Source organism: Undibacterium sp. Ji42W (assembly GCF_049340405.1).
Taxonomy (GTDB): domain Bacteria; phylum Pseudomonadota; class Gammaproteobacteria; order Burkholderiales; family Burkholderiaceae_D; genus Undibacterium.
This window is the reverse complement of sequence record NZ_JBMPOV010000002.1, coordinates 245,143-260,562: the sequence shown is the minus strand read 5'-3', so window position 1 is coordinate 260,562 and position 15,420 is coordinate 245,143. Positions and strand designations below refer to the sequence as shown.

At 51.8% G+C, this 15,420-nt stretch carries 13 protein-coding genes; 4 read left to right on the top strand and 9 right to left on the bottom strand.

Features of this window, described 5'->3' with window-relative positions:
- Positions 1-3: 3 nt before the first annotated feature.
- Positions 4-1,596: an ammonium transporter gene (locus tag ACO0LG_RS04500; RefSeq protein ID WP_423023752.1), complete on the top strand. Its 1,593-nt coding sequence runs from the start codon at positions 4-6 to the stop codon at positions 1,594-1,596.
- 254 nt (positions 1,597-1,850) lie between these two features.
- Here the strand turns inward: ACO0LG_RS04500 and ACO0LG_RS04495 are convergent, their stop codons facing one another.
- The 3 genes from ACO0LG_RS04495 to ACO0LG_RS04485 form a co-directional block, all read right to left on the bottom strand.
- On the bottom strand, positions 1,851-3,131 hold the full coding sequence (locus tag ACO0LG_RS04495; RefSeq protein WP_423023750.1) for a tetratricopeptide repeat protein: 1,281 nt from the start codon (positions 3,129-3,131) through the stop codon (positions 1,851-1,853).
- A gap of 192 nt (positions 3,132-3,323) precedes the next feature.
- Positions 3,324-3,959: a hypothetical protein gene (locus ACO0LG_RS04490; protein WP_423023748.1), complete on the bottom strand. Its 636-nt coding sequence runs from the start codon at positions 3,957-3,959 to the stop codon at positions 3,324-3,326.
- A 98-nt stretch (positions 3,960-4,057) separates the two neighbouring features.
- Positions 4,058-4,357 (bottom strand): DUF2288 domain-containing protein, encoded by a 300-nt coding sequence (locus ACO0LG_RS04485; protein ID WP_423023746.1) that lies wholly within the window; start codon positions 4,355-4,357, stop codon positions 4,058-4,060.
- Positions 4,358-4,560: 203 nt separating this feature from the next.
- On the opposite strand from ACO0LG_RS04485, the gene ACO0LG_RS04480 reads away from it, so the two are divergent.
- Positions 4,561-6,519 (top strand): bifunctional diguanylate cyclase/phosphodiesterase, encoded by a 1,959-nt coding sequence (locus ACO0LG_RS04480; RefSeq protein WP_423023744.1) that lies wholly within the window; start codon positions 4,561-4,563, stop codon positions 6,517-6,519.
- 370 nt (positions 6,520-6,889) lie between these two features.
- Here ACO0LG_RS04480 and ACO0LG_RS04475 read toward each other — a convergent pair whose 3' ends face one another.
- Positions 6,890-7,591, bottom strand: a complete 702-nt coding sequence (locus tag ACO0LG_RS04475; RefSeq protein ID WP_422949248.1) for a transglutaminase-like cysteine peptidase — start codon at positions 7,589-7,591, stop codon at positions 6,890-6,892.
- 136 nt (positions 7,592-7,727) lie between these two features.
- Between ACO0LG_RS04475 and ltaE the strand changes: the two genes are divergently transcribed.
- On the top strand, positions 7,728-8,759 hold the full coding sequence (gene ltaE / locus ACO0LG_RS04470) for a low-specificity L-threonine aldolase (protein WP_423023742.1): 1,032 nt from the start codon (positions 7,728-7,730) through the stop codon (positions 8,757-8,759).
- Positions 8,760-8,770: 11 nt separating this feature from the next.
- Here ltaE and ACO0LG_RS04465 read toward each other — a convergent pair whose 3' ends face one another.
- From ACO0LG_RS04465 to ACO0LG_RS04455, 3 genes are all read right to left on the bottom strand, one after another.
- Positions 8,771-9,793, bottom strand: a complete 1,023-nt coding sequence (locus tag ACO0LG_RS04465; RefSeq protein ID WP_423023740.1) for a hypothetical protein — start codon at positions 9,791-9,793, stop codon at positions 8,771-8,773.
- A gap of 68 nt (positions 9,794-9,861) precedes the next feature.
- Positions 9,862-10,155, bottom strand: a complete 294-nt coding sequence (locus tag ACO0LG_RS04460) for a hypothetical protein (protein ID WP_423023738.1) — start codon at positions 10,153-10,155, stop codon at positions 9,862-9,864.
- A gap of 43 nt (positions 10,156-10,198) precedes the next feature.
- Positions 10,199-10,750: a hypothetical protein gene (locus ACO0LG_RS04455; RefSeq protein ID WP_423023736.1), complete on the bottom strand. Its 552-nt coding sequence runs from the start codon at positions 10,748-10,750 to the stop codon at positions 10,199-10,201.
- A 187-nt stretch (positions 10,751-10,937) separates the two neighbouring features.
- Between ACO0LG_RS04455 and ACO0LG_RS04450 the strand changes: the two genes are divergently transcribed.
- Positions 10,938-12,455, top strand: coding sequence for a sigma 54-interacting transcriptional regulator (locus ACO0LG_RS04450; RefSeq protein ID WP_423023734.1), 1,518 nt, complete (start codon positions 10,938-10,940; stop codon positions 12,453-12,455).
- A 62-nt stretch (positions 12,456-12,517) separates the two neighbouring features.
- Here ACO0LG_RS04450 and ACO0LG_RS04445 read toward each other — a convergent pair whose 3' ends face one another.
- Both ACO0LG_RS04445 and ACO0LG_RS04440 read right to left on the bottom strand, forming a co-directional pair.
- A complete protein-coding gene (locus ACO0LG_RS04445) occupies positions 12,518-12,967 on the bottom strand; it encodes a hypothetical protein (protein ID WP_423023732.1) in 450 nt (149 codons plus the stop codon).
- A gap of 137 nt (positions 12,968-13,104) precedes the next feature.
- Entirely contained in the window at positions 13,105-15,336 is a 2,232-nt protein-coding gene (locus ACO0LG_RS04440) for a protein kinase domain-containing protein (protein WP_423023730.1), read from the bottom strand.
- Between the last annotated feature and the right edge of the window lie 84 nt (positions 15,337-15,420).

Sequence of the window (15,420 nt, the reverse complement as noted above, 5' to 3'; positions counted from 1 at the left end):
CACATGAAAAAACTGTTGAAGAACATACTGGCAGGGACTGCTTTGCTGGTCACCGTCGGTTTTACATCTGTCGCATCAGCGCAAGATGCGTCAGCTAAAGCTGAACCAGTGTCAGCTTCTGCTGCCGCTGTAACTGCATCAGCCAGCGCATCTGCACCCGCAGTTGCCCCGGCTTCTGCCCCAGCATCTACAGTCGTTGCACCTGCCTCTGCTCCGGCAGCGGCGGCTGACCCTGCTGCCGCCAGTGCTGCTGCAGCACCGGCACCTACGCCAAATAAAGGCGACACTGCCTGGATGATGGTTTCCACCCTGCTGGTCATTTTGATGACCATTCCTGGCCTGGCATTGTTCTATGGCGGCCTGGTCCGCTCCAAGAACATGCTGTCTATATTGATGCAGGTCTTCATGATCTTTGCCGTGATCATCGTGCTGTGGTGCATCTACGGCTACTCACTGGCATTTACTGAAGGTGGCAGGTTCATCGGTTCGTTTGACCGCCTGTTCCTCAAAGGTATCTGGGATCCGGCGAAGGCAACATTTGCGACAGCAGCGACATTCAGCAAAGGCGTGGTGATTCCTGAGTTTGCCTATGTAGCCTTCCAGGCGACATTTGCTGCCATTACTTGCGGTCTGATCATCGGTGCATTTGCAGAACGTGCAAAATTCACTGCAGTGCTGTTGTTTGTGGTCTTGTGGTTCACTTTCAGCTACCTGCCTATCGCTCACATGGTCTGGTTCTGGACAGGTCCTGATACGATCAAGGATGCAGCTACTGCGGCAACTGAATTAGTCAAAGGTGGTTTCTTGCAACAAAAAACCGCGCTGGATTTCGCTGGCGGTACCGTTGTGCATATTAATGCTGCGGTCGCAGGTCTGGTGGGTGCTTATCTGATAGGCAAACGGGTAGGCTACGGTAAAGAATCCATGGCTCCGCACTCCCTGACAATGACGATGATAGGTGCGTCGCTGTTGTGGGTGGGCTGGTTTGGGTTCAATGCGGGTTCCGCTCTAGAAGCAGGTGATGTCGCAGCACTGGCCTTCATCAATACTCTGCTGGCAACATCAGCAGCAACTGTGTCATGGGTATTTGGTGAGTGGATGTCCAAAGGCAAGCCTTCTATGCTGGGTGGTGCATCCGGTGCGGTAGCAGGCCTGGTTGCAATTACGCCGGCTTGTGGTTTCGTCGGCCCTATGGGTGCTCTGGTTATCGGTCTGCTGGCAGGCATCGTCTGCCTGTGGGGTGTGAATGGCCTGAAACGCCTGCTGGGCGCGGATGATTCTCTGGACGTCTTTGGTGTGCATGGCGTAGGCGGTATCCTCGGTGCCTTGCTGACAGGCGTGTTTGCTGCACCTTCCCTCGGCGGCCAGGGCACATTTGACTACGTCACCAACAAAATGTCGGCTGATCCATATGATATTTTTGGCCAGGTAATGACACAGGCAACTGCAGTTGGCACGACCATTATCTGGTCTGGCGTCGTGTCCTTCGTGGCTTACAAACTGGTTGATCTGGTGGTCGGTCTGCGTGTACCAGAAGATGAAGAACGTGAAGGTCTGGACATCACCAGCCATGGTGAATCTGCTTACCATTCGTAATCTTCATTGTGAAATGATTTGACCAGCTTCAGGGAACTGGGGCCGGACGAAAAGAGTTGTATCCAAAGGTGTACCGTCAGTACCGTAATCAGAGCTTGCGGTCCTGAATTTGACAGGCTGTTTTGCGTAGCGCAAGACAGCCTTTTTTTATCTGGCGGTAATTGAACATCTGTAAGTACGGTACAAAAAAATACGCCACCCGCAGGTGGCGTTTTTCTTAAAACGGCTTGTAAATGGAAGGGATATCCGCCAGCTTATTTTGCCTCAGGAGCAAATTTATTGGCGGGTACCAGCAGCCACAAACGTGCAAAGTCAGCAGAGCCATCACGGCCTTGTACAGACTTCAGGGTTTCAACAGCTTTGTCGCGCTTGCCTGCTTTGAGGTAAGCCATACCCAGATGCAGTTTTGCTTCATCAGGTGATTTCAAGCCGCCTTTGGCGATACCCTGTTCCATCAGTGCCAGGCCTTTGTCGTACTGGCCGTTAATGATGTAGTTATAGCCAATGTTGACCATACCAATACCTGTCTTGGCATTCTTGGCGGCTGCTTCACCAGCATCCAGGCTCTTGACGTCGTCAGCAGCCTGTTTGTTAACACGGTCACGCAATTGCTTGTGCTTGGTCGCTTCCTTGCCTGTGCCCAGCACGTTTGCGGCATAGCCAGCTTCAATCGCAGTCTTGGCTTCGACTGGCAAACCAGCCAGCAAGGCCAGCTCTGCCATATCGACAAAATCTGTGGCATCTTCTAATTTGCCGTTCAGGAACTGCAGACGATAGTAGTCGAGCAGCAAGCGGTCAGAAAAACCAGGTTTTTTCATCACACGATAAATCAGGTCTGTCCAGAATTCTGGTGTAGGGTACAGTGCGACCAGGCGCTCCAGCGCGACAGCATAGTTATCCCAGTCCTTGGTCTGTTGATAAGCAAGAGCCAGCAACTTCAGGTTGTCAGAGCTGGTATTGCGTTTGGCTTTTTCATCGTCTGCTATCTGGGTATTCAAGACTTTGATGACATTGGCAAAATCGTTTTCCAGATAATAGGAACGGGCAATCAGATAGATCATGACTTCATTGCCTGGTGCTTTCGCCAGGAAGCGATTACCCCATACCCTGGAATCAGCATATTTCTTTTCACCAAACAGCGTACTTGCCATGGCTTCCATCAAACGCTGTTTTTCTGGATCTTTCAGAAAATCAGTCGAAATCATATAATCGAAGGAGCTTGCCATCAGCGCAGAGTCATTGATACTGGATGCAACCACGGCACGCAAACGGTTGATCGTAAACAGCTCGAAAGGTGTTTTCTTTTCCAGGGATGCGTCCATGGCATTAATTTTTTCCAGTGCCTGAGGGTATTGCTTGGCGGTCAGCAAGTCCTGGATTTCATTAAGTGGCTTGGCCATTTCCTGGCGCACGGTCTGCTGCTTCGCCGGATCAGCCGCTTCTTGAGCCTGAACGGCATTCACAGTCACGGGAGAGAAGCCAGAACCAAGAGCTGCCAGCATCATGGCGGCGAACAGGTAAGAAGTTTTTTTCATGAATGATCCAGATAAAAAATGAAAATTATTGCGTTAATGTCAAAACACTTTGCAACAATCAGTCAAACACATCAATAATACAAATGACAACAGGCGTAGTACCGGCCTTCATCCCTGCTTATGCCCTGGCCGTTCCATGCAAGCCTGTTTCACAGTACGGAATCCGGCATTATAGCCGAGCTCTTGCCAGCATTACCATTTGCAACCTGTGTCTACAACGGCGCTGACTGCCAGCGGGATGACAGCCAGCAAGCCTATGCCCGAATACGCCTTCAGGCATTCTTTCTTTTCTGCCCGTCTGGTGCCTTCACCTAGCCTTTTTTCCAGACTGTCGCCACGCCTGTGGCTGGCCTGTATCTGTTCAATTTCTGTGGGCCTCATGGCCAGGGCTGACTTGCGCACAGACTCCAGATTCAGGCCCAGGCCAGTCGGTCTGTCGGGGCTGATGGTCGTCTGAGGCGAGCGTTGGCTGACGGTTCCCGGTATGCTTTCTGCTACTGGCTGGTCGGGGTAAACCAATGATCTTGCGGGTTTGCTGGCAGTGATGGGCTTGCTGGCTTCTTTTTTTACAGGCTTTTCAGGTTTGGCTGGAGCTACTGCTGTCGGGCTTGCCTCTGGGGTAGCAGGCTTGGGGGCGACGGTTAGTAATTGTAGATATTGCAAGGCCGAATGGCTTTCACCTGCCCTGGCGGTTGCGTGTTGATGACGTAGTAATTGCCAGAACAGCAGGTGGGCGATCATCACCAGCAAGATGGTCAGTGCCGGAAAGCCAGGTCTACTGATTCCCTGATTTGCTGGTGTGTTGATAGTTGCCAGAGAAAATTGCATTGTGCCTTTCCCAAACTCTGTGCTGTTACGTTGTCCGGACTCAGACAACCGTTGCTTGTTAAAAGTTCATGTCGGTACGCAATCCCATCGGCAGTTATTTATTTTTGTCTTTCCTGCACCAGTATCCAGGGCCTGACGACCACGGTCCAGTGCTGGGCATCCTGCTTCAGCCATACCTGGGCTTGCTCATCGCTGACCTTGCCTATCTGGCCATGCTCAAGCAGGGCAGAGATCACATCTGCATGGTCTTCTGCCATGTGCATGGCAACTTCGACCAGGTCCAGGCCGGGCTGGACTACTAGTACCGTGCCACTGGCAAAATGACGTAATAGTTCACTCCAGGGGTAAGCGGCGGTCTCGAGATTGATCTTGCTACGTAAAATATCGGTATTGGACATGAAATTTAATTAAAATATATTGAGCCGGGGGTGGCAAACGCGAGGCCACATCCATAATTCTATGCAAATCCAGAAATAAAGCGGAAGAAATAAGCGGGAAAGCCTGTTTTCTTGTTAAAGTCGCCATGGGCATGACTTATCAACAGATAGAAAATTGCAGACAGAAATGAGTTCCAGGGAATGAAAACACTCAAAGAGACCTTATGACGCTGAGACGCCAACTCCTTCTTGCCATATCCATCATCTTTTTTGCCGTTTTTCTTGGATTGCAAATTCTGTCAGTCCTGACGATGCGGGATTATTTGCAGCAGCAACTGGCCTCGCATGCCCAGGATGCGGCCACTGCTTTGTCACGTCCTCTCGAAGAAGCACTGGCCAAGAATGACCAGACGCTGGCAAACATCCAGATATCCACCCTGTTTGACCGCGGATATTATAAAAAAATCGTCGTTCTTGACCCCGCAGGCAAAGTGTTGTTACACATGGAACTGGGAGCAGGCAAAGACAATGTGCCTGCCTGGCTACCTGCCCTGTTTGATTTGCAGACCCCGCCCGGTGAGGCCTTCATTTCTTCGGGCTGGCGTCAACTGGGCAAGGTTGTCGTGATCAGCCACCCGGCTTATGCTTATGACTACCTGTGGCGCTCTATGAGGGAAATGGCTTTGTGGATGTTTGCCATGTACCTGGTGGTCTGGGGGTTGACCGTGGTCTTGCTCAGGATTATTTTGGGACCGCTGGAAAAAATCGAAGAAGTCGCGATTGCCATACAGGCCAAGAATTTTCGCCGTATTGAAGTGGTGCCACAAACCCGCGAATTGCAGCGCGTGGTGGTCGCCATGAATCACATGACCGAGCGTATTTCCAGCCTGCTCGATGAAGAAATAGCCAGGGCAGAAAATTTCAGGCGAGAAGCTTTTATCGACAAAGTCAGTGGCCTCGAAAACCGTCATGGTTTTGACTTGCGTTTCAATCATTTACTGTCAGAAGAAGGGCGTTTTGAAACTGCCGTCATCTTTGTGCTGGAATTTGACGGCCTCAAAGAATACAACCACCAGCACGGCTATCAGCAAGGCGATATCCTGTTGGCCGATGTGGCAACGGTGGTCACAGAAGTGTTCAGCAAATATACCAATATCCTGGGCCGCATAGGTGGTGCCTCGATAGCTGCGGTTTGTATCGATGTCGATCAAAAGACCATGCAATTGCTGGTAGATGCGTTGCAGTACCGCCTGAACCAGGTATTGCTGCGCGCCTCGCGCCAGGTCAGCCTGGCTGCCGGTGCCCTGGTGTTTAGCCCGGCGCAAACGCGCGGCGACATATTCTCCAGGACTGACCTGGCAATTGAAGTCATGCGTCAGGCGGGCAGTGGGCAGATTAGCCTGACCCATATGGAAGACAGCTTAGCCGTGATCGCTGGTTCACATGGCTGGCGTACCCTGATTCACGATGCACTAGCAGACCACCGCTGGGTTTTGTTTGCCCAACCTGTCATGCGTCTGCAATTACGCCAGCTTGTCCATCATGAAGTATTTTCGCGTTTGCTCGATACCCAGGGCAACCTGGTTCCGGCCAACCAGTTTTTGCCTATGGCCTTGCGTCACCAGCTCATGCCCGAGATAGACCAGGCAGTAGTTACCCTGGTCATGGAGATGCTGCAAAAAAATCGCGGCAGCTATAAAAATGTTGCCATCAATGTGTCCCTGCAATCAATGGAGAGCAAAGAGTTCTGTGAATGGTTGCAGGCGCGCCTGAAATACTCGCCAGAGCTGGCGGCTTTGGTGTCGGTGGAGATCAGTGAATTTGCCTGCGCCAGAGACCATGCAGTGACCAGGAAATTCGTCAATGTCCTGCGCGAATTAGGTGTCCGTTTTGGTGTCGATCATTTTGGCCTGGACCCGCATGCCCTTAACTTTATCCGCGAAGTACCGCCAGACTATATCAAGCTCGATGGCGGCCTGGTGCAGGAAGTCGCCACGAATGACAACAGCCATGCCCACTTGCGCGCCATCGTCAAATTTGCGCAATCCCTGGGTATACCCCTGATAGCCCAGAATGTAGAAAGCGAAGCATCGCTGCAATTACTGATTGCAGATCAGGTCGAATGTGGACAGGGCTTTTATTTTGGTGCCCCGGAAAAGATAGTCTTGGCTGAGGCAGTGTAAGCGAAGAATTTCATGCGGGCTTACGAAAAGTTGTTCCAGCAAGGCTATCGCTTTAAGAAACCACCCTTGCAAGGGTGGTTCGTTGCATTGGCGGACAACATGTTGTCCGAAATCCCAATTGCACCTATCGCTTTAGGAAACCACCCTTGCAAGGGTGGTTCATTGTATTGGCGAACAACATGTTGTCCGAAATCCCAATTGCACCTATCGTTTTCGGAAACCACCTTTGCAAGGGCGGCGCGTTTCATCGGCGCACAGCATGCTGTTCGAAACCCCGATTGCACCGCTGCGACGAAGACAGTACTTTAGTACCGAATCTTGCTAAATACAGGAGCAGCAACCCAGCTGGAGCGGTTTTTCGTAAGCCTACTCACATGCGTTTTTCTTTTTCCATTTTCTCTATCAACTCCTTCCACAGGCGCACAGTCGATGCGCCGCCCTTGCGGGTATTGCCGCTGGCCAGCCACAAATCTTCGTCATTAAAGCTATACACAGGCACCAGGTCACTGCGGGCAGAGCCCGGCTGTATCTCGTCGACGAGATTGTCGAGTATCCAGGGCTCGGCAGCAGGTGTTGGATAATAGGCCAGCACCATATGCGTTTCACCTATGCGGGTCGCCCTGACATAGGTAATGCGCAGGCGTTCAGCCGGTATACCCAGGTCTTTCAGCGTCATGTATTTGGCAATCGCATAGTCTTCACAATCGCCACCCCAGGATGCGATAAATTCTACCGGGGTCGCCCAATAATCATTGACGCCCCAGTGTTCCTGATCACTGAAGTAGGGAACGCGGTTATAAAAATCATTCACCTGCCGCAAGACCGGCATTTCATAAAGCCCGTCGGCAGAGCGTGCTGCATTTTTGGCAAAGTCCTTGCCCGCAGTGGCTTTGATCTTGTTGACGGCAATTTGCATTTGCGTCAGCCGACGCGGCCCTTCAGCACCAAAACGTTTGTGGACATGCTCGATCAGGCCTTGCGAAAAATCCACCAAACCAGATACCACTGCTGGGCTCATGAGGCCCAGCAGTAAAAACAGGCTGGCAGCGATTTTCGCATCCTTACTGCGCATGGGTGGTTGATCTGGTAAGCATGGACAAGAGCAACAGTGTAGCTGTTTCCAGTGCCGCAATACCTGGATTTGTGGCTTTAAAAATTGTCAGATGAAAATTGTTAGAATAGATCATCTGCCTCCTCAAGGAAAAACCATGTCAGAAAACCAGCAAAACTGGATAGATTTACGTAGTGACACCGTCACCCGACCTACTCCTGCCATGCGTGAACTCATGCATACCGCTGAACTCGGTGATGATGTGTATGGGGATGACCCCAGCGTCAACCGTCTGCAAGACTATGCCGCCGACCTGTTTGGCTATGACGCAGCCCTGTTCGCGCCCTCCGGCACACAAAGCAATTTGCTGGCCCTGCTCGCGCATTGCGCCCGCGGTGATGAATACATCGTAGGGCAAGAGGCGCACACCTATAAATATGAGGGCGGTGGTGCCGCCGTCCTGGGCAGCATACAACCACAGCCTTTGACTAACCAGGCAGACGGCAGCATTGCCCTGGACGATATCGCTAATGCCATCAAGCCTGACGACTTTCACTTTGCCCGCAGCCGTTTGCTGGCGCTGGAAAACACCATAGGCGGCAAGGTACTGCCACCTGACTATATACAAGCTGCCACCAGCCTTGCCCATGAGCGCGGCCTGGCCACCCACCTGGATGGCGCACGCATATGCAATGCCATCGTCAAGCTGGGCGTCAGCCCCAGGCAAGCGGTGCAGGGTTTTGACAGTGTCTCGGTCTGTTTGTCCAAGGGCCTGGGTGCACCCATAGGTTCTGTACTCTGTGGCAGTCAAGACTTGATCGCGCAGGCCAAACGCTGGCGCAAGATGCTCGGTGGCGGCATGCGCCAGGCGGGTATGCTCGCTGCTGCCGGTTTGTATGCGCTGGAACACCATATCCCGCGCCTGGCAGAAGACCATGCCAATGCAGAACGCCTGGCACATGGTTTGCGCCAGATCAGCGCCTTGCAAGTGCAGACGCCGCAAACCAATATCGTCTATGCCGACCTGCCCGCTACAGCCTGTGCAGGGCTGGACGAACTCTTGCGCGAAAATGGCATTCTGGCCAGGGTGACCCCGCATATGCGCATGGTCACCCATCTCGATGTCTCGGCTGCTGACATTGATAACGTGCTGGCCGTATTCCAGGCTTACTTCAGCCATCATTCATAGCGTGGTGAGCTCTACCTGACATCCAGCATGGGGCTGTACAGGATGATGCGGCTGATATGCAGACTACACTGGTTTTCACATAGCCTGGCATGATCCACATGAGGCAGGTTATTTAGACCTTGCCCCAGATTGCTTTGTGGGTATTTGGTCTTGACTATGACATTGAACAGGCTCAGGCATTGCTGTAAATGACTGCGCTCTGCCCTTGAGATATTGTCCAGACTGAAGCTGACCGTGTTTCTGTCGCGTGCCTGTCCCGGATTCTGTTTTACCGATACCGGGAAGGAGACACTATTATTATTCGCAGTGTTCGTGATGGTTTGCAGCCAGCTACGGGTGGCTGTGTCATATACGATGCGGCAACTCAGGATATCGCCAGGGTTGACAGGCATGCTGGGCCCGCCAAAGCAGGTTTGCCCGGCTTTTTGTTTGCCACCTGCATGCATATACTGACCGCACACCCACCAACCAGCATGGTTGCCAGGGCCAGATGCCGAGTTGGCTGCGGCGCTATAGCTGAGCACAGCCTGCAAACCACTATCCATGCTTTCATCACCATTGTCCTGGCCAGGACGCAGGCAGGGCCACAAATAGGCATGCGTCTGCTCACTGCTGAGGGACGGCACCTGGAGCTGTGCCTGCACTGAAATCCAGTTATTCCCCGGCGCAGCGGTAATACTCAGTTTGCTGTCCGGTGCTGCCGGCTTTTCAAAACAATCGGCTCCTGGCTCTGCATGCAGTGCAGGTGTCCCGGAAAAGAAGATCACGTCGCCCGCATGCAAGACCTGGTGGTGATACATGATGGCGTAATGTTTGATGTAAAAGAAAAAACTGATGCGGTCATCTGTTGCCGCAAATGCCTTGGCTTCTGCCAGCGTCATGCATGACATGCGGCAGACTTCCAGCTCTCGGCTGGCTTCGTCAAGCACCGCCATGCCGCTGATACGCTGCCATTGCAGGCCGGGCTCTTCTGGCGCAAAAATAACCAGTGGATCAATGTCATCAGAGGTGAGTAATTTTTTTTCTGCCATCATTTTCTATCCTGATTTTGTCAGATGCCTGCATTATTTTTATCGTGCTTTACCTCCAGGAACGTGTGTCATCAACTTGCATTGCCATCACTTTTGCGGCGGTGATAATGCGTTTTCATCCCTGCAGCAGCAGTTGCAGGTTTGTCCAGTTTGCGCCTGTCAAAGCCGGTTCTGGAACCAGAAAAAAGACTGCGGAAACTCTCTACGGCAGCCGCCTCCTCAGCCTCGCTGGGCGTATGCTCGCCAAACAGATTGGCTTGTAACCTCAGCATGGGAGGCAGACAATCCTGGAAAAGCGCAAAGTCTGCAACAGGATCAAGTTTCAATAACATCGCTGCATTCACGAATTGCTGTGCGGGCTTCATACGTGACTCCTGGAAGAATATAGGCATGGCTGGTTGCTCCGGATTATTTGCAAAACAGGGCGTGCTGCATCATCCCCAGGTCCAGCATGTCTTGCGCGGTCTTGCCGGGCTTGACGGCAGATTTGCGGACTGGCGTGATGGGTGTGACTGGAGCTGCTGGCTGTGCTTCAGCCGTGGTTTCGCTTTTCTTTTCTGGTTTCAGGCTGACCGTGGTGGACCAGGGCGTATCTTTTGATACCCAGGTCGTGGCCCACAAGGCATATGGCACTTCCAGCACGGAGGGTGCTGGTTCTGGCAAAGGGCGCAAACGCAAGTGAGTAGAAGTGTGCACAGCTGCCGACCAGGCGGCATGCGGGTCTTGTGGGCGGGTGACTGGTCGCTGCGTGACCGTACCTATGCTGGACCAGCCCCAGCTCAGCCTGGCGCGTTCTACATTTTTTTGTATCAGTACACCGCGGGTTTCATTGTAATAAACATCGTCGGTCAACAGGCGCATGGCGATATTGCGCGCCAGCCTGGCTTTCAGGGCCATTTTGCTGAGCAGCATGAATAACAGCAGATTAAGAGCAGCTAACAAAATTTCAGTGGTTGGCATGATGATCTCCTTCAGGTGGCAAGTACGTTCACTTGCGCAATGCATGCCTGTTTGCAAACGCCGTGCCAGCATGCCTTTCCTAGGAGGAGCCTGTTTTTTAAGCCTAATTGACATGTAAAGCATACAAATTTACATTGGCGCTTTACACTGTCGCTTACATTCAAGTACGAGCTTCACTGCAAACACAATGACCGATACCGACTACACCCTGACCTCACCCTTGGCCAAGCTAGCCGACAATGCGTCTGCCCTGCTTGGCCTGAGCATCATCTGGCATCCGGACAGCCAGCGCATCGGTGAGCAGTTCATGGTCAGCAACCCTGATGGCCTGGTTGAAATCAACCGCTTCCTGCCACTCTTCCGTCATCCCGGTAAAGACGGCCTGCCGCTAGGTTATGGCGGCATCTCGCGTGATCCTGTGCGCATCAGTCGCGATGCCGGTGACAACATCCTCATCACACCACCTGCCAGCCGCATGGTGGTCGAGCTCAATGGAGCAGAGATCAACGCACCCGTGGCACTCAGCCGTGAGCAGATAGAAGCAGGCGTCATCCTCGGCCTGGGTCGCGCCATTGTGATTTGCCTGCACTGGATGCGCTGCCTGCCCAAGCACAATCCCGCGCTGGGCTTCATCGGCGTAGGCAGCGCTGCCATCGTCGCCCGCGACCAGATACGCCAGGTCGCCGGGACTGAGCTGCCCGTCTTGCTGCTGGGTGAAACCGGCACCGGCAAAGAAATCGCCGCCCGTGCCATCCACGCCTACAGCAAACGCGCCAATGCAGAACTGGTCAGTGTCAACATGGCTGCCTTGAATGAATCCCTGGCAGCGGCTGACTTGTTTGGCGCCGTCAAAGGCGCTTACACAGGCGCACAAAACGCCCGCAAAGGCCTGTTTGCCGAGGCAGAAGGCGCAACTCTTTTTCTCGATGAAATAGGCAATACCCCGGGCAGCATACAACCGATGCTGCTGCGCGTACTCGAAAGCGGCGACTATCGCCCGCTAGGTGCCCAGCAAGACCAAAAATCCAGCGCCCGCCTGATCGCCGCGACTGACCAGGATTTATATAGCGAAGGCTTCAACCAGGCCTTGTTGCGTCGTCTTGAAAGTTTCATCATCCACCTGCCACCGCTACGTGCCCGCCGTGAAGACATAGGCGTCTTGCTGCTGCACCTGCTCAGCACCAGCAAACTGTCGAACGAAATAGGCACCAGCCTGCCAGTGGCACTGGTCAGCGAATTTGCCAATTACGACTGGCCAGGCAATATCCGCCAGTTGTCCCACGTCCTGCGCCGCGCCTTGCTGGCCCTGCAACTCGGTGAAGTGCCACAACTCGCCAGCCTCGTCAAAACCACCCACCAGGCCCCATCCAGCGTGGCGCAGGCCAGCATAAGCACAGACAGCAAATTCCCTCAGCCAGCGACACCCCGCAAAAAATTGGCCGAACTCAGCGATGAAGACGTCCTGCATGCCATGGAAAACAACGACTGGTATATACAGGGCGCAGCACAAGAACTCGGCGTCTCACGCCCGTCGATGTATAAGCTGCTCGACAACCACCGCCAGATACGCCGGGCTGAACAGATACCCATAGAAGAAATTCGCCAGTCACTGGAAACCAGTGCTGGCGATGTAGAGGCTTGTGCTGCTTTGTTGAAAACGCCTAGTGAGGCGTTGAGGCGGTATTTGAAGGTGGTGGGAGTCTAATCTTTGCAATAAAAATATTAAGTGCTACACCTTGTCCAATTTCGAATTTGCTGTGAATAATTTTAACCTCCGCCAGCAGAAACATCGACTTCAGGATCAGGCAAGTAAAAGAATTCGGAGCTTACGACGTTACCAGTTGGGTCAATGAAATCTGCCGTGAACGAGATAGTGAAGCCCCAGAAGCCTAGGCTGTCTGTACTCATCGTCATTGTTACGCCATCAACGGGGCAGGCAGTTTTTGCTGTCCCAACGGCAGCCTTACCATTTTCGAATTCACCCTTACAAATCGCGATGAATGCACTTGCTGTGACCGTTACGGTATTGGCAGTATCTGTAGCCGTACCTTTGAAATTAAAGGTAACTGTATCGCCGACGTTAAGAACTCGTTTATTATTTATAGGGCTTCTTGGGGGCTCAGGATTGAATTTACCCGTTGCAGAAACAGTAGCCCGACTTTGTGGATCGCCCTGTTTAAAAAATGTCGTGAATGTGTAGTTGACTGGATCACTCATATTCAAATTCTCAATTGATAGGATCAAATAAATAAGCATGCATAAATACTGTATCCATGCTTCCCACTTCAATAATCAAGTAATTCAGATTAAAGAAATTTATACTACGTACATACAGCAGCAAAAACTGTTCCAGTTCATTTCAGCACGCTATTGGATATTTTTGCATAACGAGGGTCTCTTCTTAAATTGAGTAAATCAGGTTCAGACTCGATAGATTTGATCGAGTAACCGAATTCAATTGCTTTAGCTATCTCTGTAATAGCCTCATTTCTTTGTCCAAGCAGTTCGTAAGCCATACCGACACGGAAATGAACATTGGCATCTTTTGGACCTAACGTCAGTGCTTGCTGCATATATTCGTTCGCTTTTTCTTTGTCACCAATTCGTGCAGAGTACAAGCCAAATCGCGAAACAAGTGCCATATCATTTGGTGATATTTTGAGACGAGGCGTGAGCAATTCGCGAGCTTTCTCATAAGCTGTTTTGGACTCACTTTCTTTACCTGGTATCCAACGTAATGTATCTCCGAGATTTGCCCAGGCCCAATACAATTTTGGGTTACCTTTATCTGGCGATACTGCAGCCTCAAAAGCATCAGCCGCTTCTACATATTTGCCGGTTTTAAAGAGAGCAAGCCCCATATTTGAATACAAATATGCGCTCGGTCGTACCAATAAACCTTGTTGTAAAGTTTGCATTGCCTCGGTATCGCGGTTTTGTTTTGCCAATGCATTGCTTAGGTTGGCATAAGTCATTACAGAATCAGGTTGTATTTTTAAACTTAATTTAAAAAAATTCTCTGCATCGACATATTTCCCCTGCTCATAATTGGCTATGCCTAATTCTTCTGCAAATAATCTTTCATGTGGAAATTTATCAAGACCCAACGAAGCATATTTAACAGCTTCGTCATAGTGTTTTAAAAGGCGTAACACTTTTACTCGACCATAAAAAGCAAAAATATTATCAGGGTCGAGTGTTAAAGCTTTTTCGTAAGTAATCAAAGCTAATTCATTTTTTCCTGACTGCGCTTGCACTCGGGCAATCGCAATGTGACTTAGTGCTAATTTATCGTTTAGTTTTAAAGCTTGTTGTGCGCTAGCTTCAGCCTTTTGTAGCAGTACTTCGTCTTGCTTATCGCTGTCATAGCGATATGTGTAGATAATCGACAGACCTGCGACTGCGGCCGCATGTGTGGGATTACGTTTCAAAATAGCGTCAAAGTTTGCTTCGGCGACGTCCAGACTGCCCGGTCTATCAAACTGCTTCAACGCCTCCAGCCCCTGTTTCATCGTCAATGACTCTGAAAACGGTTTTAATGACATTTTGTCAATTTCAAGATAAGGTACAACTTGCCAGATCCCATAGCCAAACGCGACGAAGATCGCGCTGACGATGGCAAAGCGTGTCGGCTTGCTCAGCGCCTTCCAGCCATTGCCTGAGTTTCCGCCTGCGTTAGCAGCACCAGTAACAGCGACAAGCGCAGGCACACTCACCAACCCACGCAATTGCTCATACACCTGCTGCATACTGTTCAGGCGTTTCTCAGTCTGTCTGGCCGTCATCGCCAGCACCAGCTTGATCAGTTCTGGCTTGCATCCTGCCGGGAATTCCCAGGTGTCGGAGTTTGATTGCATCAGGGCGGCGGCCAGGGCCAGGCCGCTGGCGTTGGCGAAGGGGCGCTGGCCGGTCAGGGTTTCGTAGAGGATGACGCCGAGGGCGTAGATGTCGCTTTGGGCGCTGGCCGGGTTGCCCATCATGCGTTCCGGGGCCATGTAGGCTATCGTGCCTTGGGGGTCGAGCTGGCTCATGGACGTGGTGGCTTGTGCATCGGTTTTTGATGCGAGGCCAAAGTCGAGTATGCGGACTTTGCCGTCGGGTTCGACCATGAGGTTCGACGGTTTCAGGTCACCGTGAATGAGGCCGCTGGCGTGGGCCTCTTGCATGGCTTCGGCGACCTGGCTGATGATGTTGATGGCTTGCTGTTCTGGCAGAGGCTGCGGTGCTTGTTGTGAGTGTTGTTGCAGCAATTGCTTGAGGGTCAGACCGGGCACCAGTTCCATGACGATGGAATGGTTATTGTCTTCATCTTCAATGGCAAAGATCTTGACGAAGGCTGGGTGCTTGAGAGACGCGGCCAGGCGTGCTTCCTTGAGCAGGCTGCTGGTCTGGATTGCAGCTCCTGTACCTTCTGTGGTTTTGAGCTGTTTGATGGCGACAGGGCGGCAGAGTTTGCTGTCCCAGGCTTCATGGACTTGCCCAAAGCCGCCTTCACCCAGACGTTTTTTGAATTCGTAGTGTCTGAGGCTGACGCTTATTTCCTCTACTCCAGTATTGTCGTTGCTAGCCAGATTGATATTTTGCATGGGTTTCTTGCATGGTTATTATTCTTGACGCCGCATCTGGCTACATGCAGCTATCTGTCCATGCAAGATAGTTGCTATTCGTAA

What these genes read in the sequence shown, in the direction of transcription:
- ACO0LG_RS04445 (WP_423023732.1), bottom strand. Translation starts at nt 12,967, where the DNA reads ATGAGTGATCCAGTCAACTACACATTCACGACATTTTTTAAACAGGGC.
- ACO0LG_RS04455 (WP_423023736.1), bottom strand. Translation starts at nt 10,750, where the DNA reads ATGCCAACCACTGAAATTTTGTTAGCTGCTCTTAATCTGCTGTTATTC.
- ACO0LG_RS04460 (WP_423023738.1), bottom strand. Translation starts at nt 10,155, where the DNA reads ATGAAGCCCGCACAGCAATTCGTGAATGCAGCGATGTTATTGAAACTT.
- ACO0LG_RS04440 (WP_423023730.1), bottom strand. Translation starts at nt 15,336, where the DNA reads ATGCAAAATATCAATCTGGCTAGCAACGACAATACTGGAGTAGAGGAA.
- ACO0LG_RS04500 (WP_423023752.1), top strand. Translation starts at nt 4, where the DNA reads ATGAAAAAACTGTTGAAGAACATACTGGCAGGGACTGCTTTGCTGGTC.
- ACO0LG_RS04490 (WP_423023748.1), bottom strand. Translation starts at nt 3,959, where the DNA reads ATGCAATTTTCTCTGGCAACTATCAACACACCAGCAAATCAGGGAATC.
- ACO0LG_RS04495 (WP_423023750.1), bottom strand. Translation starts at nt 3,131, where the DNA reads ATGAAAAAAACTTCTTACCTGTTCGCCGCCATGATGCTGGCAGCTCTT.
- ACO0LG_RS04475 (WP_422949248.1), bottom strand. Translation starts at nt 7,591, where the DNA reads ATGCGCAGTAAGGATGCGAAAATCGCTGCCAGCCTGTTTTTACTGCTG.
- ACO0LG_RS04465 (WP_423023740.1), bottom strand. Translation starts at nt 9,793, where the DNA reads ATGATGGCAGAAAAAAAATTACTCACCTCTGATGACATTGATCCACTG.
- ACO0LG_RS04485 (WP_423023746.1), bottom strand. Translation starts at nt 4,357, where the DNA reads ATGTCCAATACCGATATTTTACGTAGCAAGATCAATCTCGAGACCGCC.
- ACO0LG_RS04480 (WP_423023744.1), top strand. Translation starts at nt 4,561, where the DNA reads ATGACGCTGAGACGCCAACTCCTTCTTGCCATATCCATCATCTTTTTT.
- ltaE (WP_423023742.1), top strand. Translation starts at nt 7,728, where the DNA reads ATGTCAGAAAACCAGCAAAACTGGATAGATTTACGTAGTGACACCGTC.
- ACO0LG_RS04450 (WP_423023734.1), top strand. Translation starts at nt 10,938, where the DNA reads ATGACCGATACCGACTACACCCTGACCTCACCCTTGGCCAAGCTAGCC.